This window comes from Amycolatopsis eburnea (assembly GCF_003937945.1).
Lineage (GTDB): Bacteria > Actinomycetota > Actinomycetes > Mycobacteriales > Pseudonocardiaceae > Amycolatopsis > Amycolatopsis eburnea.
In genome coordinates, this window is sequence record NZ_RSEC01000036.1 from 702,185 (window position 1) to 725,378 (window position 23,194).

Consider the following 23,194-nt stretch of genomic DNA (forward strand, 5'->3'; position numbering starts at 1 on the left):
GCGTGGATACCGCGACCGAACCCGAGACCGAGCAGGTCGTCTTCGTCACCGAAGACGGCGTGCCCACCGGCGAAACCGGCCCGAAGCTGGCCAGCCACCACGAGCACACCCGGTTGCACCTGGCCTTCTCGTGCTACGTCCTGCGCCGCAGCGACGACGCGCTGCTGATCACCCAGCGCGCCTTCGAGAAGCGGGTCTGGCCGGGGGTCTGGACCAACAGCGTCTGCGGCCACCCCGCGCCCGGCGAGTCGCTCGAAGCCGCCGTCGGCCGCCGCGCGGCCTACGAGCTCGGGCTGCCGTCGCTGTCCGGGCTGCGCTGCGTGCTGCCGAACTACCGCTACCGGACGCCGCCGTTCCAGGGGATCGTCGAGAACGAGTTCTGCCCGGTGTTCGTCGCGTGGGCCGACGACGAGCCGTCGCCGAACCCGGTCGAGGTCGGCGACTGGCGCTGGGTCGCCTGGGCCGACTACACCGAGCTACTGAACGACGTCACGGCGGATGTGAGTTACTGGGCCAAAGATCAGTTCGCGCAGCTCAAGGGCATCGAGCCGTTCTCCGGCCTCTGAGGTGCCCACTCCGCAGAGTCACCACCGCTGTCCCGTTTGAGCGAAATTCACCTTCGTCCGCACCGACGCCTCAAGAGTGGCCTCCGCCGCGACGACAACCAATGCGTGGTGGAGGTGGGCATGGTCGCCGAGGGTGAAGGCGCGCTGAGCCGGCCCGGTCGCCCTCGGCCGCCGGACCTGCTCCGCCTGCACGAAGCCATCGCCGGCCTCTTCGCGACCCAAGGCGACTGGCGGCGCGCGTACCACCACCTGCGGTCCGCGCTGGACATCGCCCGCGACGGCAGCCTGCGTGACGCACTGACGTCGAGCTACAACCGCCGCTACCTCGACGAGCGTCTCTACGGACCGTTCACCGACCGTCCCCCACTCGGGATCGCACTGGTCGATCTGGACCGCTTCAAGCGCATCAACGACACGTACGGTCACCTCGTGGGCGACCGCGTCCTCCGCCGGGTCGCCGATCTGCTGCAGGAGGAACTGCCCCCGGAGGCCTTCTGCGCCCGCTACGGCGGCGAAGAGTTCGTGCTGTGGCTGCCGGGTGTCGACGCCGGCCACGCGATCCGCATCGTCGACGCGGCCCGGGCACGCGTGGCCCGTCATCCCTGGTCAGAACTCCAGCCGGGGTTGCACGTGACGATCAGCGCCGGGCTGGCGCACGAGGCCGGGGCGCCGTCGTCCCCCGAGCGCCAGCTGCGAAGCGCCGACTGCCTGCTTTATGCGGCGAAACGCGCGGGCCGCAACAAAGTGGCCTATCACGACGCGGAAAGCACGCAGTTAATAACCCACTCTGAGTAACGTAAACACGGCATTACTCCGGATTGCCGACGAGGTGCTTCACCCGTTTGTCGACGCCGACCGGCCGTTCGTCGACTCAAGGTGAAGAAATTTCCGGGAGGGTGTCGTCACGAACGGGGGGTATCCGTACGATAACGAAAACCTCCGGGGGAACGATCACCTCCTGCGGGGGAGGACGTCCTAGTCGAGATCGTGCGGAAGGAGACCGAGTGCCGGACGAGCACGACAGCCCGGGAACCGGTCGCCGCACCGAGGGTCCGGCGCGACCCCGGACGGGTAGACGCAGGTCGATGGAGGACCAGGGCGGCATCAGCGTCTCGGACGTCGTGGCCAAGACCACCGGTGTGCGGCCGACGCCTCCAGACCAGCCGGGTCGCCGGGCCGCGGAGCCGCCGTCCCGGACGCGGGCACCGCAGCCTCCCGCCGAAGACCCAGTACCCACGGACGCGAACCGTCAACCACGCCCCCCGCGTCCCCGCCAGCCCCGCCGCACGACAGCGGCGGCCCCGGCTCCGGAGGCTCCCCTCCAGCGCCGCCCCCCGGCGGCCAACCCGGGCCCCCAGCAGACCTCGGCGGCCCCCCAGCCCCCGCGACGGCCCCGCCGCCCAGGCGCGGACGCAACGCCGCCGGCCGACGGCGCCGCACCCCGCCGCTCGCTCGAGGGCCCCGCGGCCCGCCGGGCGACCGCGCCCGAGGACCCCGCCCGCCGCAACCCCGCAGCCGACATCCCCGCCGGCCGACGTACAGCGGCACCCGAGGACCTCGCCGCCCGACACGCGCCCGAGGACGTCACCGGTCGGCGCGGCCCCGCAGCCGACATCCCCGCAAGCCGACGCGCCACCGCACCCGACGACGCCCGACCTACTCCCGCCACCGACGGCACCGCTCGTCGCACCGGCGCGCCCGACACCGCGGCCCCCGCAGGCCGACGCGCAGCCGTACCCGACGACGCCGCTCCTCGACGCGCCCCCGCCGCCGATGGGCCCGCCCGTCGCGCGGGTGCGCCGGACGGTGCAGCACCTCGCCACCCTGCCGCCGACATCCCCGCCGGCCGACGTGCGCCGGAGGGGCTCGCTCCCCGGGATGCCGCCACTCGCAACGCTCCGGTGGTCGATGGGCCTCGCCGGGGTGCCACACCGGACGGGCCTGCCCCGCACCGTTCTCCCGAAGCCGGCGGACCTCGGCGACCCGCGACCGCCCGGCCGGTCGGACCGCCCGGCACCCCGGACAGCCCGGCACCTCGCCGGGGAGCCGCGCCCGAGGACCACGTCGGCCGCGCCGCCATGCCCGAGGGGGCGCCCCGCCGTCCCGTTGCCGACAGCCCGGCCAGCCGGCGCCCCGACAACGTCGCCGCCGCGCCGGCCGACAGCCCGGCGCCCCGGCCCACGTCCGATGTGCCGCCGCGGGCCGCGCTCGATCCGCTCACCATGACCGATGAGATGGAAGCGATCGACGAGGCGACCCAGTACCGGCGCAAGATCGACCACACGCTCGCCCGGTTCTCCGCCGCGCACGACGAGATGGAAGCCGAAGAGGCGAAGCGGCGCGAACGCCGTGAGCGCCTCTCGCCCGCGTCGATCATCGAGAGCACCCGCACCGCCCTTCAGCGCGTTGTCACCGCCACGCCGCAGGGGGAAAGCGAAGCCGTCTCCGAGGAGCAGGCCGCGCAGACGCGGTTGCAGGAGAAGAAGGCGCGGAAGATCGAACGCTCCGTGCGGTTCGGGCGGATCGCCGCGGCCGTCGTCGCCGGGCTCGTCTTCCTCGGGATCGGGGGCGCGTGGGGCGCCCAGACGTACTTCGACGCGAAGTTCACCCAGGTTTCCGCGCTCGACGAGAACTCGTCCGACATCCAGGACGCCGACGCGCAGGCCAACGACGAGAACTTCCTGATGGTCGGCTCCGACACCCGCGACGGCGCCTCCGCCGAGGAGGGCGTCGGCACCGCGGACAGCAACCCGGGCGCGCGCTCCGACACCGTGATGGTGGCGCACATCCCCGCGGACCGGAAGCGGGTCGTCGTCACGTCCTTCCCGCGTGACCTCGAGATCGACCGGCCCGAGTGCCAGCGCTGGGATCCCGCGCAGAGCAAGACGACCGACGAGAAGGTCCCCGAGCAGAAGATCGCGAAGCTCAACACCGCCTACGCGGTCGGCGGCCCGCCCTGCACCACCAAGGTCATCCAGCAGCTCACCGGCCTGCGGATCAACCACTTCGTCGGCATCGACTTCAACGGCTTCAAGGAAATGGTCGACGCCGTGCACGGGGTCACCGTGCACAACGAGACCCCGATCGACGACACGACCCTCGGCAAGGTGCTGATGGAGACCGGCGACGTCACGATCTCCGGTGACCAGGCGCTGAACTTCGTCCGCGCGCGGCACGTCAAGGGCGACCCGACGTCGGACTACGGCCGGATCAAGCGGCAGCAGGAGTTCATCGGCGCGCTGCTGAAGAAGGTCATGTCGTCGGACGTCGTGCTCGACCCGGGCAAGCTCAGCGACTTCATCACCGCGTTCGCGAAGGCCACCTTCGGCGACAACCTCGGCGTCAAGCAGATGATGACGCTGGCGCAGTCGATGAAGGGCCTGGACGCCTCGAAGATCACCTTCCTCACCGTGCCGACGGTCGGCCTGCCCAACTCGCGCGGCAACGAGGTGCTCGTCCGCAGCAAGACGAAGGCGCTCTTCGACGCGCTGCGCAACAACACCCCGCTGCCCGACCCGAACGCGCCGGTCCCGGCGAGCGAGCAGGCGCCGCCGACCAGCACGTCGAAGTCGAAGACCGGCAGCTCCAAGAGCACCACGACCAGCAAGAAGAGCAGCACCACGGGCTGATCCGCGAGGATCGTTAGGCCGGGTTCACGTGCGGTTCACCCGGCGATGCGGTGTTTGGTCACGGTTGCCCGTAGGGTTGGGCCATGCGTGAGGCTTACCATGTCGAACTCGAACAGCTCGCCGACCACCTGGCCGCCATGTCGGTCCAGGTCGCCGACGCCATGGAGCGGGCCACGAGGGCACTGCTGGAGGTCGATCTCAGTCTCGCCGAGCAGGTGATCAGCGACGACGCCAAGGTCGACGACGCACGCGCCCAGTGCGAGGAGCAGGCGTACGCCCTGCTGGCCCTGCAGGCGCCCGTGGCGACCGACCTGCGCACCGTCCTCGCGGCGATCCACGCCGCGGAAAGCCTGGAGCGGATGGGCGATCTGGCGCTGCACGTGGCGAAGGCCGCGCGGCGCCGCCACCCCGACCCGGTGCTGCCCGAGTCCGTGCGTCCCTACTTCGCCGAGATGGGCGAGGTCGCGGTCAAGCTGGCCCGCTCGACCGAGCAGGTCATCAAGACGAAGGACGTCGAAGCGGCGAAGACGCTCGAGTCCGACGACGACCAGGTCGACGACATCCACCGCCACCTGTTCACGGTCCTGATGGACCGCGAGTGGCCGCACGGCGTCGCCGCGGCGGTCGACGTGACGCTGCTGGGCCGCTTCTACGAGCGCTACGCCGACCACGCGGTGTCGGTCGCGAAGCGGATGATCTTCGTCGTCACCGGCAAGATGCCGGGCTACGGCTCGGACGACGACATCTGAGTCCTGGCAAGGAAAAGCCCCCGGTCGCCACCGGGGGCTTTTTCGTTGCTCCACTTAGGACAAAAGAAGAAGGCCTTTCCCGCCGACCCCGAGCACCGGCGAGAAAGGCCTTCTCCGACAACGACAACTCAGCCGAAACGGCCGGAAATGTAATCCTCCGTGGCCTTTTCATCCGGGTTGGAGAAGATCTTCTCCGTGTCGTTGAGCTCCACCAGCCGGCCCGGCTGCCCCACGCCGGCCAGGTTGAAGAACGCCGTCTGGTCGGAAACCCGGGCCGCCTGCTGCATGTTGTGCGTGACGATGACGATCGTGTAGTCCTTCTTCAGCTCCCCGATCAGGTCCTCGATCGCGAGCGTCGAGATCGGGTCCAGCGCCGAGCACGGCTCGTCCATCAGCAGGACGTCCGGCTGGACCGCGATCGCGCGGGCGATGCAGAGGCGCTGCTGCTGACCGCCGGACAGGCCGCCGCCTGGCTTGTTGAGGCGGTCCTTGACCTCGTTCCACAGGTTCGCGCCGCGCAGGGCGCGCTCGGCGATGTCGTCGAGGGTCTTCTTGCCCTTGGTGCCACCCAGCTTCAGGCCCGCGACGACGTTGTCCTTGATGGACATCGTCGGGAACGGGTTGGGGCGCTGGAACACCATGCCGATCGTGCGGCGGACCTGGACCGGGTCGACCGAGGACGCGTAGATGTCCTCGCCGTCGAGCAGCACCTGGCCGTCCACGCGGGCGCCGGGGATCACTTCGTGCATGCGGTTGAGCGTGCGCAGCACCGTCGACTTGCCGCAGCCCGACGGGCCGATGAACGCGGTGACGTTGCGCGGCGGCACGGACAGGGTGACGCCGTCCACGGCGTGGAACTTGCCGTAGTAGATGTCGACGTCCTTGACATCGATTCGCTTGGCCATCAGGAACAGCTCACTTCTTCTTCGGGGCGACGAGGCGCGCGAACACGGTGGCGAGGAGGTTGATCAGCGCGATGATGAGCACCAGGGTCAGCGCCGCGCCCCAGATGCGGTCGAAGCCGACCGTGCCGGGGTCCATCGGGTTGCTGACGCGTTCGTTGTTCATCAGCAGCGGCAGCGCCGCCTGTTCGCCGCTGAAGATGTCCCAGTTCGTGTAAGCCGAGTAGCCGACGAGGACCAGCAGGGGCGCGGTCTCGCCCATCACGCGGGCGAGGGCCATCATGACACCGCCGACGATGCCGGACAGGGCCGTCGGGAGCACGATCTTCATGATCGTCTTCCACTTCGGCACACCCAGCGCGTACGACGCCTCACGCAGGTCGTCGGGGACGATCCGCAGCATTTCCTCGGACGACCGGACGACCACCGGGATCATCAGCAGCACCAGGGCCAGCGACACGGCGAAACCGCTGCGCGGCAGGCCGAGCGTGGTGATCCAGAGCGCGTAGATGAACAGCGCGGCCACGATCGACGGGACACCGGACAGGATGTCCACCATGAACGTGGTCGCCTTGGCGAGCTTGCCGCCCCGCCCGTACTCGACGAGGTAGATCGCGACCAGCATGCCGATCGGCACCGCGATGATCGCGCAGACCAGGCCCTGCAGCAGGCTGCCGATGATCGCGTGCAGCACGCCGCCGCCGACCTCGTCGGACAGCACGTCCCCGAAGTCCTCGGTCCACCAGTTGCTGTACGGGATGCGCGTGATGCCGTCGACGACGACCGTGTAGAGCACCCACACCAGCGGGATGACGGCGATCAGGAACGACAGCCAGACCAGCGTGGTCGCGACGCCGTTCTTGACCTTGCGGGCCAGGCTGACCTGCTGGAACGCCGGGGTCGCGGCGGGAGCTTCGAGCGTCGTGGTGGACATGCTCAGTCCCCCTTCTTGCCGATGATGGACCGCGCGGCGAAGTTGACGAGGAAGGTCAGCACGAACAGCACCAGGCCGGCCGCGATGTACGCGCCGGCCGAGACCTCGTTGTTGAACTCGCTGTAGTTCGCGGCGATCTTCGAGGCGAACGTCGAGCCGCCGTCGAAGAGGCTCCAGTCGAAGTTCTTGCCCTGCGGGATGAGCAGGATGACGGCCAGCGCGATCGTCTCGCCCAGCGCGCGGCCGAGGCCGAGCATGGACGCGCCGACGTAGCCCGCCTTGCCGAACGGCAGCACCGTGGTGCGGATGACCTCCCAGCGGGTGGCGCCGAGGGCCAGCGCGCCTTCGATGTGCGGCGTCGGCGTCCGCTCGAACACCTCGCGCGAAAGCGAGGTGATGATCGGCAGGATCATTACAGCGAGCACGATGCCTGCGGTGAAGATGGTGCCGCGCACGCTGGGCGCCACGTTGCCGGGCGCCAGCAGCGGGAACCACGAGAACGTGTCGTTGACCCACTTCGAGAACGGCTCGATCGCCGGGGCGAAGACGAGGATGCCCCAGAGGCCGAAGATGATCGACGGCACCGCGGCGAGCAGGTCGACGATGTAGGCGAAGGGCCGCGCGAGCCGCCTCGGCGCGTACTGGGTCAGGAACAGCGCGATGCCCAGCGAAACCGGCATCGCGATGATCAGCGCCACGACCGACGTCGCCACGGTGACCTCGAGCAGGTCGAGGATGCCGAACGACATGTTCGCCGGGTCGTTGGTCGACCAGCCGTGGTTGGTCAGGAAGTTGACCTTGTTCGCCTGCAGCGCGGGGATCGCCTGGATGAGCAGGAAGAGCCCGATCAGGCCGATCAGGGCGACGACGAAGATCCCGGCCCCGGTGGTCAGGTTCTGGAAGATGCGGTCACCGGCCCGCACCTTCTTCGCTTTCTCGCCCGCGGGCGGCGGCGCCGCCGGCGGGGCTGGTTGCTCCGAAATCGGGACCTCCGGGGGCGTCGTGGCGGACGACGAACGCCCACCGGGGTCGCCGGTGGGCGTTCGCGTCGAGGATGACTCGCTCATCAGGACTTCTGACCAGCCTCTATCACTCGTGTGTCAGTCGCAACGCCGGGTCAGGAGATGGCCTTGATGGAGTCCAGGACCTTGGTCTGCAGCGACTGCGGGATCGGCACGTAGCCCTTCGAGGACAGCGGCTGCTGGCCGTCGGTGGCGGCCACCGTCAGGAACGCCTTGACGGCCTTCGCGACGTTCGGGTCCGCGTACTTCGAGCAGACGATCTCGTAGGTCGTCAGCAGCAGCGGGTAGGCGCCCGGGGTGTTGCTGGCGTAGATGCCGTTGAGGTCGAGCGCGAGGTCCTTCGAGCCCTCCTTCAGGAACTTGGCCGCGTCCAGGGACTTCGCCACGTTCGCCGCGTTGAGCTCGACGCCGCCGGAGCCGCTGTCGATGAGGGCCGCGCTCAGGCCGTCCTTGGCGAACGCGCCCTCGACGTAGGTGATGCCGCCGTCGGAGGCCTTCACCGCGGTCGCGACACCGTTGGAGCCCTGCGCACCGTTGCCGACGCCACCGTTGAACTTCTTGCCGGCGCCCTTGGTCCAGTCGGCCTTCGCCGCCGCGCCCAGGTACTTCTGGAAGTTGTCGGTGGTACCCGACTCGTCGGCGCGCGAGACGACCTGGATGGCCTTGTCCGGCAGGTTCAGGCTCTCGTTGCCCTTGACGGCCTTGATGGCCGGGTCGTTCCACTTGGTGATGGCACCGCTGAAGATCTTCGCGGTCACGGCCGGGGTCAGCACCAGCTTGTCCACGCCGGACAGCTTGTAGGCGACCGCGATCGGGCCGACGACCAGCGGGATGTTCAGCGCGTCGCTCGCGCAGCGCTTGTTGGCCGCCTCGAGGTCCGCGTCCTTGATCGGCGAGTCCGAGCCGCCGAAGTCGATCTGGTTGGCGTTGAACTGCTTGACGCCGGCGCCCGAACCACTCGGGTTGTAGTTGACCTGCTGGCCGGAGCACTTCTTGCCGTACTGCTGCGTGAAGATGTCGATGGCGTTCTTCTGCGCCGACGAACCTTCCGCGGAGAGCGGGGTCTTGCCGCCGCACTCCACGTCGGCGGTGCCGGTCGCAGCGGGCGCCGAAGCCGAGTTCGAGCTGCTGCTGTTGGTCGCCGCGGGGTCGGAACCACAGGCGGCGAGCACGAGGGCGGCGCTCGCGACGATGCCCACCGCGCTCAGGGGCCGCATGATCTTCACTGCTGTTTCCTCCATCAGGAGCTTGACCGGGTCGCCGCGGCGTGCTGCCGCAACGGATCCGGACATTAGGCAGCGCCGGTGGACGGGCGCCCCTCTCCAGATGAACGAAAAGTGAACAAGGCTCCGGATGTGAGGAGTGCTACTGCCCCGACAGGATGCCGTGTCCGGGCCGTGACCTGCGCGTTCGCACACCGTGACGAGGTGTTCGCGCCGCGTCCACCGTGGTCACCGACCGTACTGGACGTCGGTTTCGTGACGGGCAAACCCGAGCTTGGTGTAGACCGCGAGCGCCGGCGCGTTGTCGCCCTCGACGTACAGGATGATCTGCCCCAGCCCGCGGCTCGCGAGGTACCGCAGCCCGGCCAGCGTCAGCGCCCGGCCGAGGCCGCCGCCCTGCGCCGCCGGGTCGACGCCGACGACGTAGACCTCGCCGACGCGCTCGCCGCCGAACCGGCCGGGGGTGGGCTCGTGGACCTTCGTCCAGTGGAAGCCGATGACCTGCCCGGCCTCTTCGGCGAGGAAGAAGCCGTCGGCGTCGAACCAGGCGCGCGCCTCGTCGGCGCGGATGTCGTCGGCGGTCAGCGCGCCCTGCTCGGGGTGCCAGTCGAAGGCGCGCGCGTTGACCCGGACCACGGCGTCCTCGTCCCGCCCCGGCACGAACGTCCGCAGCGAGACGCCGTCGCGCAGCCGCGGCTCGGGCCAGTCCGCGCCCTTGACGTCGGTGTGCAGGATCAGCAGCTCGCGCTTGCGTTCCAGGCCGGCCTTCAGCGCCAGTTTCCGGGCGGCGGGGTGGTCGCCGTGCGCCCAGAGCCGGAAGCCGACCGCGGCGCGCTCGTCGAGCGCCTGAAGCAGCTTCGCGCCGTAGCCGCGGTTGCGGTGGGCCGGGTGCACGAACAGCTCCGCGACCTGGTGCCCGAAGGAGTCGCCGGTGGTGTCGAGGTGCGCGTAGCCGACGACTTCGCCTTCGACGCAGGCGACGAGGTGCTCACCGCCGTCGAACTCGCCGGGCAGCGGCCCGTCCGGTTCGACCTCGGGCCGCCCGTCGGCGTCGCGGACGGCCAGCAGCAGCCTCCGGACGTCCTCGAGCTGCTTGCCGTCCAGTTCCTGCCGCCACTCGCCTTCACCGGTCACCCTGCGACCGTACCCGCGAGCCCGCACTTTCACGTGAAAGTGCGGCTTTGGTGGTGTCAGCGGGCGAGCTCGGGGGTCTCCGCCGGTGCCTCGGCCGGGGCCGGCTGGCGGGGCACGCCGCCCTTGGCGGGCCGCTCGAACTTGTAGCCGACGTTGCGCACGGTGCCGATCATCTGCTCGTGCTCCGGGCCGAGCTTGGCGCGCAGCCGCCGGACGTGCACGTCGACCGTGCGGGTGCCGCCGAAGAAGTCGTAGCCCCAGACCTCCTGCAGCAGCTGGGCGCGGGTGAAAACCCGGCCGGCGTGCTGGGCGAGGTACTTGAGCAGCTCGAACTCCTTGTAGGTGAGCTCGAGGGTGCGCTTGCGCAGGCGGGCGGTGTAGGTCGCCTCGTCGATGACCAGCTCGCCGACCCGCAGCTCGGCGTCGACCTGCGCGGAACCGCCGTCGCGCGTGGTGACCAGCCGCAGCCGGGCGTCGACCTCGGCCGGGCCGGCGGTCGGCAGCAGGATGTCGTCGGTGCGCCACTCGGCGCTGACCGCCACCAGGCCGCCTTCGCCGACGACGGCGATGATCGGCGTGGCCGCCTCGTCCTCACCCGCTCCCTTGAGCAGCCGGCAGAGGCTCTTCGCCGAGGCCAGGTCGCTGCGGGCGTCCAGGACGATGACGTCCCGGTGGCCCGCGTCGAGCAGGGCCGTCACCTCGGGCGGGCGGACGCGTACGGTGTGCGGCAGCAGATCCAGCGCGGGCAGCACCGAGGTGGCGTCGGCTTCCGCAGTCAGCACCAGAAGGTCCAGGCTCATGAGCCGCACCGCCTCCACAAATCGTCGCCGCACGGTGGCGTTGTTCGGTGCTAAGTGAGAATAGCGGTTCGACCGCCCGGTACCTAACCCTTGCTGGATCGATCACACCTGGAGAAACCCCGGTGGACCCGACGAACAGGAGTACGGACGCGATGGTGAGCAGGCCCGTGACCCGGGACGACCGACCCGGACCGCCGCCGGACGCGCGGCGCCGCGGACGCCGGGCGCGGCGCTGGGTGATCGCACTGGTCGTCCTGGTGCTGCTGCTGGTCGGCGCCGATTTCGGGGCTGCCGCGTTCGCCGAGCACATGATCTCGCAGAAGGCGCGCGAGCAGCTCCAGCTGAGCGACGACCCGTCGGTGACGATCCACGGCTTCCCGTTCCTCACGCAGGCGCTCGGCGGTGACTACCGTCACATCAGCGTGTCCGCCGCCGGCCTCCCGGTCGCGGACAAGCTCCAGGACGTCGCGGTGAACGCCGAGCTGGAGAACGTCTCGGCGCCGCTGTCCGACCTCACGGCGGGCAACACGAAGTCGATCACCATCGGCGAGCTGACCGGCTCGGTCACCATCAAGGCCGCCGACCTGGCCCGCCTCTCGCCGCTGGACAAGATCAAGGACCTGCGGATCGAGCCGTCGAGCACCGACTACGTCGAGAACGGCGACTCCGGCCAGAGCGAGCCGGCGCCGACCACCACGACCGGCGCCGACGGCCAGCCCGTCGACGAGTCGAGCACCGGTGTCCGCATTTCGGGACACCTTCAGTTCGCGGGCAAGGATCTGGAAATCTTCTGCTTCGCGATGATCGAAGCCGACGCGAAGGGCGGGACGATCAACTTCGTCCCCAAGCGGCTGCAGTTCGGGAACGACCAGGAGACCACGGTCGTCCCCGCGGCGGTGCAGAAGGCGCTGATGCCGAACTTCAAGGCGTCGATCAACACGAAGGACCTGCCGCTGTCGGTCACCCCGACCGGAGTGCGGGTGCAGAGCGGATCGGTCACGATCAAGGGCGAAGCGACCAATGTGTCCTTCGCGGACCTGAGCAAGTAAGAGGAGCGGTGCGGTGACGGGACTGTGGGTGCTCGCGGCGACGCTGGTGGCCGCCGTGGCCGTCGGCGTCCTGCTGAAGGCCCGCAACGGGCGCGTGCGCGAGGCGAAGCCCGCCGCGCGCGAGCTGCCCGGTCCCGTCGCCGCCGCCCTCGACCCGGCGTCCGCCGTGACGCTGGTCCAGATCTCCACCACCTTCTGCGCGCCCTGCCGGCACGCGAAGGCCGTCCTCGGTCCGCTCGCCGAGCGGACCGAGGGCCTGCACCACGTCGAACTCGACGTCACGAACTCCCCGGAGGTCGCGCAGTCGCTGTCCGTGCTGCGGACGCCGACCACGATCGCGCTGACCCCGGACGGCCGGGAGCTGCTGCGCGTCGGCGGTGTCCCGAAAGGACCCGAGCTGCTGGCCGCGCTGGAGCCCCATCTCACGACTCGGACGTCCTGACCAGGGGCCTTCCCGCCAATTGGGATTTCTCCCAGAGTGTGAACGTGGTTCCCACTCTGAGGGAGAGCTGGGTACGCTCGCACCCGTGACCAGGCTGAGCACATTCCTCACGCAGCGACGCGCAGTAGACCTCTGCCGCGTCCGCAGCAGCCTGTGTCGCGCGTCGTCCGACCGGCGCTGAACCACGCCCGTCCCCGCCAGCCCTGATGCCGCTGACTCGTGCCGTTCGCACGTAATCTCTCGCTCCAGCTGGAGGATCCATGTCCGCCGGACCGGCCGTCGACCCGCGAGGCCCGCGGTTCGCCGCCATCCTGACCACGATCGTGCTCGCGGTCGTGCTGGTCACCCAGTGGTGGCCGCTGCTGGCGTTCCAGACCGTCGTGTTCGCCATCGGCGCCTTCGTCGGGCTCAAGCCGGCGCCCTACTCGATCGTGTACCGCACCCTCGTGGCCCCGCGCCTCGGCCCGACCGACGAGCGCGAGGACGCGGCACCGCTGCGGTTCGCCCAGGCCGTCGGGTTCGTGTTCGCGCTCGTCGGCACGATCGGCTTCGCCGCCGGGATCACCCCGCTCGGCATCGTCGCGACCGCGTTCGCGTTGTTCGCGGCCTTCCTCAACGCGGCGTTCAACTTCTGCCTCGGCTGCGAGATGTTCTTGCTCATCAAGCGTTTCACCCCCGCCCGCGCGTCCTGAAAGTTCAACCCCAGAAAGAGAGTCCGTTCCATGAGCCGTGAAGACGTCCTGGTCACCACTCAGTGGGCCGAGGAGAACCTGGACACCCCCGGCGTCGTGTTCGCCGAGGTCGACGAGGACACCACCGCCTACGACGGGGGCCACATCCGGGGCGCGGTGAAGTTCGACTGGCGCAAGGACCTCCAGGACGGGGTGCGCCGCGACTTCGTCTCCAAGGAGGGCTTCGAGAAGCTCCTGTCGGAGAAGGGCATCTCGAACGACGACCGCGTGATCCTCTACGGCGGCAACAACAACTGGTTCGCCGCCTACGCGTACTGGTACTTCAAGCTGTACGGCCACGAGAACGTCCAGCTGCTCGACGGCGGGCGCAAGAAGTGGGAGCTCGACGGCCGTGAGCTGAGCTCCGACGAGGTCAAGCGCCCCGCCACCGAGTACAAGGCGCAGGACCAGGACCTGAGCCTCCGCGCGTTCCGCGACGAGGTCGTCCAGTCGATCGGGTCGAAGAACTTCGTCGACGTGCGCTCGCCCGACGAGTTCTCCGGCAAGCTGCTCGCCCCGGCGCACCTGCCGCAGGAGCAGTCCCAGGTTCCGGGTCACATCCCCGGTGCGCTGAACGTGCCGTGGGCGAAGGTCGCCAACGAAGACGGCACGTTCAAGACCGAGGACGAGATCAAGGAGCTCTACAAGGAGGAGGGCATCGACGAGGGCAAGGGCACCATCGCCTACTGCCGCATCGGCGAGCGCTCTTCGATCGCGTGGTTCGCGCTCCACGAGCTGCTGGGCTACGAGGACGTGAAGAACTACGACGGTTCATGGACGGAATACGGCTCGCTCGTGGGCGTGCCGGTCGAGTTGGGAGCCAAGTGATGGCGGTTGACGACAGCTGCGGCGCACCGGTCCAGGAGGCCACGCCCGCGGATTACGACACGCGTGGCCAGGTCGTGCTGGCCGGCAAGGTGACGGGTGCGAACGGGCCGGTCGGCGGCGCGTTCGTCCGGCTCCTCGACGGTGGCGGCGACTTCACCGGCGAGGTGGTCTCCTCGGCCGAGGGCGACTTCCGCTTCTACGCGGCGCCGGGCGACTGGACGGTCCGCGCCCTGCACCGCTCCGGCAACGGCGAGGCCTCGGTCACCGCCGAGGGCCCCGGCCTGCACCAGCTGGCGATCTCGGTCGCCTGAGTCCCGAGTCCGTGAAGGCCTCCTTACCGGCTTTTATGCCCGGTAAGGAGGCCTTCACGGCTTTTCGGCGATCGCCAGTCGCCGTGCTCCGGGCCGCGCAGGACGGCGGCGATCTCGTCCAGGCTGAGCAAACCCGTGTCCTGCAACATCTTCGCCGCGGCCAGGCGGTGCAGCTCGTCCGGCCCGTAGTGGCGCTTCCCGCCGCGCCGCGCCGCCGGGGTGACGAGGCCGCGCTCGTCCCAGTACCGCAGCGTGGACACCGAAACCCCCACGGCCGCCGCCGCTTCGCCGATCGAAAGCATGCGGGGAGTTGACCTCAAGCCGGGTTGAGGTCGCAAGCTGATTAGGTGACCCTAACGTCCCCCGCCACCCGCACCGGCCTGCTCACCGCCGTCTTCCTGGGCAGCTTCATGGCCCTGCTCGACGTCAGCGTGGTGAGCGTCGCGCTGCCGACCATGCAGCGGACGCTCGGCGCGGGCTTCAGCGGCCTGCAGTGGATCGTCGACGGCTACACCGTGGCGCTCACGGCCGTGATCCTCTCCGGCGGGACGCTGGGCGACCGCTACGGCCGCAAGCTCGTGTACCTGAGCGGCCTGACCGTCTTCACCGTCGCCTCGGTCGGCTGCGCGCTGGCGCCGACGCTCGGATGGCTGGTCGCCGCCCGGGTCGTCCAGGGGTTCGCCGCCTCCGCCGTGATCCCCGGCGCCGTCGCGCTGCTCGCGCACGCCTTCCCGGAACCCGCCGCGCGGGCGCGGGTGATGGGCCTGTGGGGCACGGTCGCCGGCTGCGCGCTCGTGCTCGGCCCGCTCGTCGGCGGCCCGCTGACCGACGCGTTCGGCTGGCCGTCGATCTTCCTGGTCAACGTGCCGATCGGGCTCGTCGCCGTGCTCACCGGCCGCCGCGGGATCACCGAGTCCCGCGACCCGGCGCACGGCGCGCTCGACCTGACCGGGCAGCTGCTCGGCGCGCTGTGGATCGGCCTGCTGACGTTCGCCGTGATCGAGGCAGGCCGGCTCGGCGCGAGCCCGTCCGTGCTGGTCACCGGGGCCGTCGGGCTCGCCGCGCTGATCGCCTTCGTCGTGGTCGAGCTGCGCGTGCCACACCCGATGCTGCCGGTGCGGCTGTTCGCGCGCACCCGGTTCTCGGTGGCCATCTTCGCCGCGTGGAGCCTCGGGTTCGCGGCTTACCCGGCGGTCTTCCTGATCGGCATCTACCTGCAGCAGGCGCGCGGCGCGACGGCGTCCGAGGCGGGCGTCCAGATGCTGCCGTACGTGCTGGCCAACGTCGCCGCCGCCTTCACCGCCGGCCGGCTCTCCGCCCGCTACGGCGCCGAACGGCTGCTGCCGGTCAGCTACGCGGTCGCGGCGGCGGGCTCGTTCGCGTTCCTGCTCCTCGACGCCTCGACGCCGTATTGGCTGGTCGCGGTGGCTTTCGCGGCCGCGGGAGCCGGGGTCGGGCTGTCCGTGACGCCGTCGAACATCGTCGGGCTCGCCGGGCTGCCGGGGCACCGCAGCGGGATCGCGTCGGCGACGGTCAACGCCGCCCGCCAGACCGGCACCGCGCTCGGCGTCGCCGCGCTGGGCGCGCTGGTGGCCGCCGGTCCGACCCTGCCGAGCGGCCTGCACCTGGCCATGGCGGTGGCCGGGCTGGTCCTGCTGTCGGTGACCGTGCTCACCGCGGCGACCCTGCGCCGGGCCGCGTGAGGCCGGGCGGACTATCCTCCGAGGCGTGGAAATCCTGTTTACGACCCTGCTGGTGCTGGCGGGCATCGCGATCACCTGGTTCGCCGTGTACGTCGTCTACCGGCTGTACGCGGACCAGCGCTGACCCATGACCGCCAGCGGCGACGAAGCCATCGCGGCAGCGGAGAGGCGCGCGGAGAGCACCCGGGCGCGCAACCTCCCGCTGTGGGACGACCTGCCCATCCCCAACGACACCGCGAACCTGCGCGAAGGGGCGAACCTCAACGACGCCTGCCTCGCGCTGCTGCCGCTCGTCGGCGTCTGGCGGGGTGAGGGCGAGGTCGACTACCCGACCATCGACGGCCCGCGCAAGTTCGCGCAGCAGCTCACGATCTCGCACGACGGCCGGCCGTTCCTGATCCACGAGGCCCGCGCCTGGCTGCTCGACGACGAGGGCAACGTCATCCGCCCCGCCGCCCGCGAGTCCGGGTTCTGGCGGCCGCAGGAGGACGACACCATCGAGCTGCTGCTCACGCACAACACCGGCATCGTCGAGCTGTACTACGGCAAGCCGCGCAACCAGACGTCCTGGGAGCTCGGCACCGACGCGGTGGTCCGCACGGCCACGGCGAAGGACGTCACCGCCGCCCAGCGGCTGTACGGCCTGATCGAGGGCTCCCTCGGCTACGTCGAGGAGCGCGCGATGGTCGGCCAGGAGATGCAGCCCCACAGCTCCGCGCTGCTGCACCGCGTCGTCGGCTGACGCCGTGCGCTGGCGGCGGTGCGGCGAGGACGCCGCCCTGCTCGACTGCGACTCGCCCGGCCAGGTGCGGGCCGCGCACGCGATCGTGCTGGCCGCCCGGCCCGCGGCGGTCGTCGACCTCGTGCCCGGCGCGCGCAGCCTGCTGGTCGTCGGGGGTGTCGCCGCGGTGCGGGCGCTGCTGGACGGCGCCGATCTCTCCCACCCGCCCGACGGCGAGCCGCGCGAAGTCACCCTCGACGTCGTCTACGACGGCGAGGACCTCGACCTGATCGCTTCGGACGCCGGGATCTCCGCCGACGCGGTCGTCGAGCTGCACACCGGGGCCGTGTACACGGTCGCGTTCACCGGGTTCGCGCCCGGCTTCGGCTACCTGACCGGCCTGCCCGAACCGCTGCGCCAGCCGCGCCTGGAGTCGCCGCGGACCCGCGTCCCGGCCGGCTCGGTCGGGCTGGCGGGCGAGTTCACCGGCGTCTACCCGCGCGAATCACCGGGCGGCTGGCGGCTGCTCGGGCACACGTCGGCGACGCTGTTCGACCCGCACGCGGATCCGCCCGCGTTGTTCGCGCCGGGCGACCGCGTCCGCTTCCGGAGCGTCCGATGAGGTGCCTGGAAGTCGTGGACCCGGGCCGCTACGCGCTGGTCGAGGACCTCGGCAGGCCCGGCTACGCGCACCTCGGCGTCGCGCCTTCCGGGGCGCTCGACACGGCGTCGCTGCGGCTGGCGAACCGCCTGGTGGGCAACGCCGAAGCCGCCGCGGGGATCGAAGCCCTGCTCGGCGGCCTCTCGGCGCGGTTCCCGGCCGCCGCGACGGTCGCCGTCACCGGCCCGGCGGTCCCCGTCGCCGTCGACGGCCGTCCCGTCGGCTCCCACGCGCCGGTGCCGGTGCGCGCCGGGCAGACGCTGTCCATCGGCACCCCGGCGACCGGGCTGCGCTGCTACCTGGCGGTGTCCGGCGGCATCGCCGTCGAGCCGGTGCTGGGCAGCCGGTCGCGGGACGTCCTGTCCGGCATCGGACCCGAACCGCTGCGCGCCGGCGACGTGCTCCCGCTCGGCGCGCCCACGGGGATCCCGGCGGGCGCGGACGTCGTCGTGCCCGTCCCGGCGCCCGGCGAACTCGTGGTGCCGGTGACGCTCGGCCCCCGCGACGACTGGCTCGAGGACGCGGCAGGCGGCCTCTCGGCGTGGTGGACGGTCACGGCCGAGTCCAACCGCATCGGCCTGCGCCTCGACGGGCCACCGCTGCGCCGGGCGGTCGACGGCGAGCTGCCCAGCGAAGGCGTCGTCACCGGCGCGGTCCAGGTGCCGCCCAGCGGTCGGCCGGTGGTGTTCCTCGCCGACCACCCGACCACCGGCGGCTACCCGGTCGCCGCCGTCGTCCGCGCGGCCGCGCTGAGCGCCCTCGCCCAGGCCCGGCCGGGCACCCGCGTCCGATTCCGGCTGTCCTGAAAGCCCGGTACCGCCAGGCAGGTGAGACCTGCCCGGTGCACCCGTCCGGGTAAGGGCCGGAACCATGTCGCGCCGTCGCCCGTCCTGATAACTGTGGAACAGGTGACGATCAGCGGTGGCACGGGTTTCCTCGACGTGAACACGCGGGCGCGGGCGGAGCTCCCGCAGTCGCTGCGGATCGCGCTGGCGACCGGGCAGCTGCGCCGACCGCTGGCCACCACGCTCGGCCCCGTCCTCGACCTGCTCGTCGACGGCGACTACCGCGTGAGCGGGCCGGAACGGCTCGCCGCGGACCAGGAGCTGACGCCGACCGACACCTGGCCGCCGTCCGACGAAGCCCGCGTCGGGTACTACCGGACCGCCATCCGCACCGGGCACCGGCCGGTCGCGGTGGTGCTGGCCGACGGCGAACGCGAGCTGATCATCGACGGCCACCACAAGATCGCCGCGTACCGCGAAGAAGCGGTCGAGCCGGCGATCGTGCGGATCATTCAGGCGTACTCGCCCTCGTAGGCCGCCACCAGCTCGGCGTACACCGCGGAAGAGTCGGGGAGGCGTTCGCCGTCGAGCGTGTGCACCCGGGTCAGCTTGCGCACGCTGGAGGCCATGAAGACGCCGTCGCCCTCCACGAGGTCGCGGACCGCCAGCGGCTCCACCTTGACCGCCCAGCCCGCCTTCTCGGCGCCGCGGAACAGCGCGGCCTGGGTGGTGCCCGGCAGGATGCCGATGCTCGACGGCGGCGTGTAGAGCGTCCGGCCCTTCGCCAGCACGACGGTCGACGTCGGCCCTTCGAAGACCGAACCGTCGGCGGCGGTGAAAATCACATCTTCGGCGCCGCGCCGCCCGGCTTCGCGCACCGCGGCCATGTTCATCGCGTAGGACAACGGCTTCGCGCCGAGCAGCAGCCAGGGCGCGCGCTCGGCGAGGTCCGGCGGGAAACCGCGTTCGAGGGTGATCGCGGCGACGCCTTCGGCACGGGCCTTCAAGATCGACGGCGGCACCTCGGAACCGAGCGCGAACCCGGTCGGCTTCGCGGCGGGATCGCCGTCGGATCCCCTGGTGTACACCAGTTTCAGCGTCATTTCGGGGCCGCCGGTCCACCTTTCGAGCACCTGCGCGACCACGCGTTCCCACGCGGCGAGGTCGGGCTCGGGCAGGTCGAGCATGGCCGCCGACCGGGCCAGCCGCTCGAGGTGCGGGCGCAGCTCACGGGGCTTGCCGTCGACGACGAGGATCGTCTCGAAGACGCCGTCACCGCGCATCAGACCGAGGTCGTCGACCTTGATCTGGGCGACGTCGGGGTCGGCCGGGGTTCCGTCGAGGAAGACGAGGACGCGCATGCGGCCACGGTACTCACCTAGGCTGAGGGGTATGCCGTACCGCTCGCCGCTGCTGGACGTGCCCGGATCGATCGCCGCCCCTGACGACCACCCCGAGGCCGGAGTGCCCTGGCACTGGGGAGACCCGTTCGCGGAGCAGCGCACGGCCTCGCGCGGTGTGGTCGTGATCGACCGGTCGCACCGCGAGTTCCTCGCCGTCACCGGCGAAGAGCGGCTGTCGTGGCTGCACCTGGTCATCTCGCAGCACGTGACCGGGCTCGCCGAGGGCTCCGGCACCGAGGCGCTGGTCCTCGACAGCCAGGGCCGCGTCGAGACGCACATGGTGGTCGCGCACGTCGACGGCACGGTGTACCTGGACACCGACCCGGGGCCGAGCGTCACCAGCGCGCTCCCCAAGGGCGGCCCGCAGACGCTGCTCGAATACCTCGAAGCCATGAAGTTCTGGTCCAAGGTGGACATCCGCGACGCGACCGCCGAGCTCGCGCTGCTCACCGTGCTCGGCCCGGACGCCGAACGCGTGCTGAGCGCGGTCGGCGCCGAGATCGGGCCGGAGCCGTACGCGGTGGCGCCGCTCCCGGGCGGCGGCTTCGCGCGGCGGATGCCGTGGCCGGGCCGCTCCAGCGTCGACCTGGCCGTCCCGCGGGCGGCGCTGCTCGACTGGTGGAAGCGGCTGACCGACGCGGGCGCGCGGGCCGCGGGCAGCTGGGTGTTCGACGCCCTGCGCGTCGAGTCGGTGCGCCCCCGGCTGGGCGTGGACACCGACGACCGCACGATCCCGCACGAGGTCGGCTGGGTCGGCTCGGCCGCGCACGTCGCGAAGGGCTGCTACCGCGGCCAGGAGACGGTGTCGAAGGTGCACAACGTCGGCCGCCCGCCGCGCAACCTGCTGCTGCTGCACCTGGACGGTTCGCCGGAGGTCACGCCGGAACCGGGCGACCCGCTGCTGCTCGACGGCCGCACGGTCGGCCGGATCGGCACGGTCATCCAGCACCACGAGCTCGGCCCGATCGCGTTGGCGCTGGTCAAGCGGTCGACGCCGGTGGACGCGGAGCTGCTGGCGGGGTCGGAGGACAACCTCGTCCAGGCGGCGATCGACCCGGACTCGGTGCCGTCCGAGCTGCCCGCACCGGGCCGCGCGGCGGCGGCGCAACTCCGTGGCTGAACGAAAGCCCCTGACAGCGAGATCACGCTCAACCGGGATAAACTGCGCTGTGATCGAAGTGCGGCCCGGCGGCAGGCGGCGGATCGACCGCGTGCTCGGCCCGGGGTACCTCAGCGGCTTGGGCGAGTTGCCGTTGAAGGTGCTGCGCGAGCGGCGCGACGAAGCCGCGCAGGAAGAGACGGACCTGTCCTACCTGCGGCGGCTCCTGCACGCGCGCATCGACATCGTGCGCGCCGAGCAGGTGCGGCGCAGCTCCGGCGGCGAAGCGAGCATCGTCGACCAGCTGGCGACGATCCTGGCCGACAACGCGCTGGGCCCGGCCGCGGGTTCGGGCCGCCACCAGCAGCTGGAGCCGTCCCGGGCCGGCGAACACCGGCGGCACGCGGAAGCCCTGATCGGCGACACCGACCTCACCGACGTCGGCTCCCTCTCGGACGAGAAGCTCGCCTCCGCTTTGGACACCTACGCCAGCGAAGAGCTGTCGGTGTCGTCCTTCCGGCGCGAAGTCCAGGGCGTGATGGACACGCTGAACGCGGAGATCGCGAAGCGCTACCAGCAGGGTTCGGCCACTGTGGACGAGCTGCTCGAGAGCGAACGAGGACGCGGCGAGCAGTGACCAACCCCGTACTGGCCGAGGTCGTCCGCTCCGGTTTCGTCGAAAGCGTCCACCGCGGTGCCCTGGTCGTGACCGGCCCCGAAGGCGAAGCCCGCCTGGTGCTGGGCGACGTCACCTCGCCGGTGTACCCGCGCTCGTCGAACAAGCCCCTGCAGGCGGTCGGCATGCTGCGCGCGGGCCTGGACTTCGACGGCGAGGACCTCGCACTGGCGTGCGCGTCGCACTCCGGCGAGCCGGGCCACGTCAAGCGCGTCCTGGAGCTGCTGGAAGCGGCCGGCCTGCGCGAAGACGAGCTGGCGTGCCCGCCGGACTTCCCGCTGCACGTCCCGAGCATGCGCGACGCCGCCGAGCCCCGCCGCGTGATGATGAACTGCTCCGGCAAGCACACGGCGATGCTGACCACCTGCCTCCGCGCCGGCTGGCCGACGTCGGGGTACGAGGCCCCGGACCACCCGCTGCAGCAGGAGATCGCGGCCGCCGTCGCCGAGCTGACGGGCGAGCCGATCGCCCACACGGGAGTGGACGGCTGCGGCGCCCCGCTGTTCGCGTTCTCCCTGACCGGCCTGGCCCGCGCGTTCGGCAGGCTGGCGGTCGCGCCGGACGGCCCCGAAAGCCGGGTGGCCACGGCGATGCGGACGCACCCGTGGCTGGTCGGCGGCACCGGCCGCGAGGACACGGACCTGATGTCCGCGGTGGACGGCCTGGTCTCGAAGGCGGGCGCGGAGGGCGTCCAGGCGTTCGCGCTCCCGGACGGCTTCGCGGTGGCGATCAAGATCGACGACGGCACCAAGCGCGCGTGCGCGCCCCTGGCGGTGGCGGCCCTGCGCTACCTGGGGGTCGACGTCTCGGCGCTGCCGGAGCTCGCCCACGGCTCGATCCTGGGCGGCGGCCGCCCGGTCGGCGAGATCCGGGTCCCGGAACTGCGCGGCTGAGCTCAGTTGGCGCGTTCGCGGGCGGCGATGTCGCCCCAGAACTCGCGCAGGTCCGAGAACAGCTCGGCCAGCTCCTCCACGTTGCCCGAGCGCAGCGCGTCCAGGATGTCGTGGACCTCGTCCGCGGTGTTGTCGGCTTCCAGGACCGCGTCGGCGAAGAGCTGGACCAGGCCGCCGTAGTCGAGCTCGATCACCGAGTCCGGGTGGAAGTTGTCGAGCCAGCGACGGGTCTCGAAGAGCACGCGGCCCGGGCCGGAGTCGCCGAAGGTCTGCTCCAGCAGTTCACCGGCCTCGCGGGCGCGGTGCTGGGCGTCGGCGAGCGTCGCGCGCCAGGAGAGTTCGCGCTTCGGGTCGTCGCGGCCGTCGCCGAGGACCAGGCGGCGGTCGTCCGGGTCGATCAGCACGAACCACGGCAGCGGGACCGTCCACGTCGTCGACAGCGTGTGGGCCGCCGACGTGCTCAGGTCCGCCATCGCCGACTTGGTGCGGGCGCGGATCGTCTCCTGGGTGAAGCCGCCCTCGTCGAGGACGACGTTCTTCAGCGCCGGGTGCGCGTCGCCCAGGAACGTCACCAGCGCGGCCGCCGACCGGGCGCGCAGTTCCAGCGGGCAGACCAGCGGGCCGGCTTCGGCCTTGCCGCCCGGGACGTCCTGCGGGTCGAGCACCAGGACGTCGGTCAGCAGGCTCGGCGCCGGACGGCCGTCGGCCAGCTCGGCGGGCAGCAACCGCCGCGGGGCGGCGACCTGTGACTTGAGCCACATGGCCTGCTCACGAGCGCCCGCGTCCGTCCGCCGCAGCTTGGCCGCCGCGACGGCCGCACGCAGCCGTTCGTCCGGCGGGTCGCCCAGGGCGAGCAGGGGTTCGTACACCCGCAGGTAGGCCACGAAGGGACGGAGCACGGGTAGATCGTGGCACGTTTACCTGCGCCGATCG

26 protein-coding genes are annotated in these 23,194 nt (G+C 71.3%); 17 read left to right on the forward strand and 9 right to left on the reverse strand.

The genetic code is table 11. The annotated features are described in order from the left end of the window. Nucleotides 1-2: 2 nt before the first annotated feature. The 4 genes from idi to phoU all read left to right on the forward strand — a co-directional run bounded on the left by idi (nt 3) and on the right by phoU (nt 4,944). On the forward strand, nt 3-566 hold the full coding sequence (gene idi / locus EIY87_RS15950) for an isopentenyl-diphosphate Delta-isomerase (RefSeq protein ID WP_125308641.1): 564 nt from the start codon (nt 3-5) through the stop codon (nt 564-566). Between the two features lie 120 nt (nt 567-686). After that, the gene (locus EIY87_RS15955) at nt 687-1,361 is read left to right on the forward strand and encodes a GGDEF domain-containing protein (protein WP_125308644.1); all 675 of its coding nucleotides are present in this window, start codon (nt 687-689) and stop codon (nt 1,359-1,361) included. Between the two features lie 1,427 nt (nt 1,362-2,788). After that, nucleotides 2,789-4,195: an LCP family protein gene (locus EIY87_RS15965; RefSeq protein WP_225439895.1), complete on the forward strand. Its 1,407-nt coding sequence runs from the start codon at nt 2,789-2,791 to the stop codon at nt 4,193-4,195. 83 nt (nt 4,196-4,278) lie between these two features. Beyond that, nucleotides 4,279-4,944, forward strand: a complete 666-nt coding sequence (gene phoU / locus EIY87_RS15970) for a phosphate signaling complex protein PhoU (protein ID WP_125308651.1) — start codon at nt 4,279-4,281, stop codon at nt 4,942-4,944. Between the two features lie 128 nt (nt 4,945-5,072). Here phoU and pstB read toward each other — a convergent pair whose 3' ends face one another. The 6 genes from pstB to EIY87_RS16000 all read right to left on the reverse strand — a co-directional run bounded on the left by pstB (nt 5,073) and on the right by EIY87_RS16000 (nt 10,959). Next, on the reverse strand, nt 5,073-5,849 hold the full coding sequence (gene pstB / locus EIY87_RS15975; protein ID WP_125308653.1) for a phosphate ABC transporter ATP-binding protein PstB: 777 nt from the start codon (nt 5,847-5,849) through the stop codon (nt 5,073-5,075). A gap of 10 nt (nt 5,850-5,859) precedes the next feature. After that, the gene (gene pstA, locus EIY87_RS15980) at nt 5,860-6,780 is read right to left on the reverse strand and encodes a phosphate ABC transporter permease PstA (protein WP_125308656.1); all 921 of its coding nucleotides are present in this window, start codon (nt 6,778-6,780) and stop codon (nt 5,860-5,862) included. Between the two features lie 2 nt (nt 6,781-6,782). Then, entirely contained in the window at nt 6,783-7,703 is a 921-nt protein-coding gene (pstC, locus tag EIY87_RS15985) for a phosphate ABC transporter permease subunit PstC (protein WP_125309825.1), read from the reverse strand. Between the two features lie 194 nt (nt 7,704-7,897). Continuing rightward, the gene (gene pstS / locus EIY87_RS15990) at nt 7,898-9,028 is read right to left on the reverse strand and encodes a phosphate ABC transporter substrate-binding protein PstS (RefSeq protein ID WP_125308659.1); all 1,131 of its coding nucleotides are present in this window, start codon (nt 9,026-9,028) and stop codon (nt 7,898-7,900) included. Between the two features lie 225 nt (nt 9,029-9,253). After that, the gene (mshD, locus tag EIY87_RS15995) at nt 9,254-10,159 is read right to left on the reverse strand and encodes a mycothiol synthase (RefSeq protein WP_125308662.1); all 906 of its coding nucleotides are present in this window, start codon (nt 10,157-10,159) and stop codon (nt 9,254-9,256) included. Between the two features lie 56 nt (nt 10,160-10,215). After that, nucleotides 10,216-10,959, reverse strand: a complete 744-nt coding sequence (locus tag EIY87_RS16000; RefSeq protein WP_225439896.1) for a winged helix-turn-helix transcriptional regulator — start codon at nt 10,957-10,959, stop codon at nt 10,216-10,218. A gap of 152 nt (nt 10,960-11,111) precedes the next feature. Between EIY87_RS16000 and EIY87_RS16005 the strand changes: the two genes are divergently transcribed. The 5 genes from EIY87_RS16005 to EIY87_RS16025 all read left to right on the forward strand — a co-directional run bounded on the left by EIY87_RS16005 (nt 11,112) and on the right by EIY87_RS16025 (nt 14,320). Further along, nucleotides 11,112-12,008: an LmeA family phospholipid-binding protein gene (locus EIY87_RS16005; RefSeq protein WP_125308665.1), complete on the forward strand. Its 897-nt coding sequence runs from the start codon at nt 11,112-11,114 to the stop codon at nt 12,006-12,008. 13 nt (nt 12,009-12,021) lie between these two features. Then, a complete protein-coding gene (locus EIY87_RS16010; protein ID WP_125308667.1) occupies nt 12,022-12,450 on the forward strand; it encodes a TlpA family protein disulfide reductase in 429 nt (142 codons plus the stop codon). Between the two features lie 260 nt (nt 12,451-12,710). Beyond that, nucleotides 12,711-13,142 (forward strand): DUF4395 domain-containing protein, encoded by a 432-nt coding sequence (locus EIY87_RS16015; RefSeq protein WP_125308670.1) that lies wholly within the window; start codon nt 12,711-12,713, stop codon nt 13,140-13,142. A gap of 30 nt (nt 13,143-13,172) precedes the next feature. Then, complete coding sequence (locus tag EIY87_RS16020) at nt 13,173-14,009, forward strand: sulfurtransferase (protein ID WP_125308673.1); 837 nt, start codon at nt 13,173-13,175, stop codon at nt 14,007-14,009. Further along, a complete protein-coding gene (locus tag EIY87_RS16025; RefSeq protein WP_191984111.1) occupies nt 14,009-14,320 on the forward strand; it encodes a DUF1416 domain-containing protein in 312 nt (103 codons plus the stop codon). The genes EIY87_RS16020 and EIY87_RS16025 overlap by 1 nt, the downstream gene beginning before the upstream one ends. A 23-nt stretch (nt 14,321-14,343) precedes the next feature. Here the strand turns inward: EIY87_RS16025 and EIY87_RS16030 are convergent, their stop codons facing one another. Then, a complete protein-coding gene (locus EIY87_RS16030) occupies nt 14,344-14,622 on the reverse strand; it encodes a helix-turn-helix domain-containing protein (RefSeq protein WP_125308679.1) in 279 nt (92 codons plus the stop codon). 45 nt (nt 14,623-14,667) lie between these two features. On the opposite strand from EIY87_RS16030, the gene EIY87_RS16035 reads away from it, so the two are divergent. From EIY87_RS16035 to EIY87_RS16055, 5 genes are all read left to right on the forward strand, one after another. Next, nucleotides 14,668-16,023: a DHA2 family efflux MFS transporter permease subunit gene (locus EIY87_RS16035; RefSeq protein ID WP_125308682.1), complete on the forward strand. Its 1,356-nt coding sequence runs from the start codon at nt 14,668-14,670 to the stop codon at nt 16,021-16,023. A 127-nt stretch (nt 16,024-16,150) separates the two neighbouring features. Beyond that, the gene (locus tag EIY87_RS16040) at nt 16,151-16,765 is read left to right on the forward strand and encodes an FABP family protein (protein ID WP_125308685.1); all 615 of its coding nucleotides are present in this window, start codon (nt 16,151-16,153) and stop codon (nt 16,763-16,765) included. A 4-nt stretch (nt 16,766-16,769) separates the two neighbouring features. Then, nucleotides 16,770-17,366 (forward strand): 5-oxoprolinase subunit B family protein, encoded by a 597-nt coding sequence (locus tag EIY87_RS16045; protein ID WP_125308688.1) that lies wholly within the window; start codon nt 16,770-16,772, stop codon nt 17,364-17,366. Next, the gene (locus EIY87_RS16050) at nt 17,363-18,211 is read left to right on the forward strand and encodes a 5-oxoprolinase subunit C family protein (RefSeq protein ID WP_125308692.1); all 849 of its coding nucleotides are present in this window, start codon (nt 17,363-17,365) and stop codon (nt 18,209-18,211) included. Before EIY87_RS16045 ends, EIY87_RS16050 begins: the two co-directional genes overlap by 4 nt. Nucleotides 18,212-18,304: 93 nt before the next feature. Continuing rightward, a complete protein-coding gene (locus EIY87_RS16055; RefSeq protein ID WP_191984112.1) occupies nt 18,305-18,724 on the forward strand; it encodes a ParB N-terminal domain-containing protein in 420 nt (139 codons plus the stop codon). Here the strand turns inward: EIY87_RS16055 and EIY87_RS16060 are convergent. Beyond that, nucleotides 18,703-19,551: an aminodeoxychorismate lyase gene (locus EIY87_RS16060; protein WP_125308698.1), complete on the reverse strand. Its 849-nt coding sequence runs from the start codon at nt 19,549-19,551 to the stop codon at nt 18,703-18,705. The genes EIY87_RS16055 and EIY87_RS16060 overlap by 22 nt on opposite strands. 31 nt (nt 19,552-19,582) lie before the next feature. Between EIY87_RS16060 and ygfZ the strand changes: the two genes are divergently transcribed. Genes ygfZ through EIY87_RS16075 form a run of 3 tightly spaced genes read left to right on the forward strand, consistent with a single transcriptional unit; the run spans nt 19,583 to nt 22,261 of the window. Then, entirely contained in the window at nt 19,583-20,713 is a 1,131-nt protein-coding gene (gene ygfZ, locus EIY87_RS16065; protein ID WP_125308701.1) for a CAF17-like 4Fe-4S cluster assembly/insertion protein YgfZ, read from the forward strand. A gap of 49 nt (nt 20,714-20,762) precedes the next feature. Next, nucleotides 20,763-21,329, forward strand: a complete 567-nt coding sequence (locus EIY87_RS16070) for an RsiG family protein (RefSeq protein WP_086861421.1) — start codon at nt 20,763-20,765, stop codon at nt 21,327-21,329. Continuing rightward, entirely contained in the window at nt 21,326-22,261 is a 936-nt protein-coding gene (locus EIY87_RS16075; RefSeq protein ID WP_125308704.1) for an asparaginase, read from the forward strand. Before EIY87_RS16070 ends, EIY87_RS16075 begins: the two co-directional genes overlap by 4 nt. Before the next feature lie 2 nt (nt 22,262-22,263). Here EIY87_RS16075 and EIY87_RS16080 read toward each other — a convergent pair whose 3' ends face one another. Beyond that, on the reverse strand, nt 22,264-23,160 hold the full coding sequence (locus EIY87_RS16080; protein WP_191984113.1) for a hypothetical protein: 897 nt from the start codon (nt 23,158-23,160) through the stop codon (nt 22,264-22,266). Nucleotides 23,161-23,194: the final 34 nt, after the last annotated feature.

Bases quoted from the DNA above. Each gene is read 5' to 3' on its own strand.
- EIY87_RS15955 (WP_125308644.1), top strand. From the start codon at position 687: ATGGTCGCCGAGGGTGAAGGCGCGCTGAGCCGGCCCGGTCGCCCTCGG.
- EIY87_RS15965 (WP_225439895.1), top strand. From the start codon at position 2,789: ATGACCGATGAGATGGAAGCGATCGACGAGGCGACCCAGTACCGGCGC.
- phoU (WP_125308651.1), top strand. From the start codon at position 4,279: ATGCGTGAGGCTTACCATGTCGAACTCGAACAGCTCGCCGACCACCTG.
- pstB (WP_125308653.1), bottom strand. From the start codon at position 5,849: ATGGCCAAGCGAATCGATGTCAAGGACGTCGACATCTACTACGGCAAG.
- pstA (WP_125308656.1), bottom strand. From the start codon at position 6,780: ATGTCCACCACGACGCTCGAAGCTCCCGCCGCGACCCCGGCGTTCCAG.
- EIY87_RS16000 (WP_225439896.1), bottom strand. From the start codon at position 10,959: ATGAGCCTGGACCTTCTGGTGCTGACTGCGGAAGCCGACGCCACCTCG.
- EIY87_RS16005 (WP_125308665.1), top strand. From the start codon at position 11,112: ATGGTGAGCAGGCCCGTGACCCGGGACGACCGACCCGGACCGCCGCCG.
- EIY87_RS16015 (WP_125308670.1), top strand. From the start codon at position 12,711: ATGTCCGCCGGACCGGCCGTCGACCCGCGAGGCCCGCGGTTCGCCGCC.
- EIY87_RS16020 (WP_125308673.1), top strand. From the start codon at position 13,173: ATGAGCCGTGAAGACGTCCTGGTCACCACTCAGTGGGCCGAGGAGAAC.
- EIY87_RS16025 (WP_191984111.1), top strand. From the start codon at position 14,009: ATGGCGGTTGACGACAGCTGCGGCGCACCGGTCCAGGAGGCCACGCCC.
- EIY87_RS16030 (WP_125308679.1), bottom strand. From the start codon at position 14,622: ATGCTTTCGATCGGCGAAGCGGCGGCGGCCGTGGGGGTTTCGGTGTCC.
- EIY87_RS16040 (WP_125308685.1), top strand. From the start codon at position 16,151: ATGACCGCCAGCGGCGACGAAGCCATCGCGGCAGCGGAGAGGCGCGCG.
- EIY87_RS16050 (WP_125308692.1), top strand. From the start codon at position 17,363: ATGAGGTGCCTGGAAGTCGTGGACCCGGGCCGCTACGCGCTGGTCGAG.
- EIY87_RS16060 (WP_125308698.1), bottom strand. From the start codon at position 19,551: ATGCGCGTCCTCGTCTTCCTCGACGGAACCCCGGCCGACCCCGACGTC.
- ygfZ (WP_125308701.1), top strand. From the start codon at position 19,583: ATGCCGTACCGCTCGCCGCTGCTGGACGTGCCCGGATCGATCGCCGCC.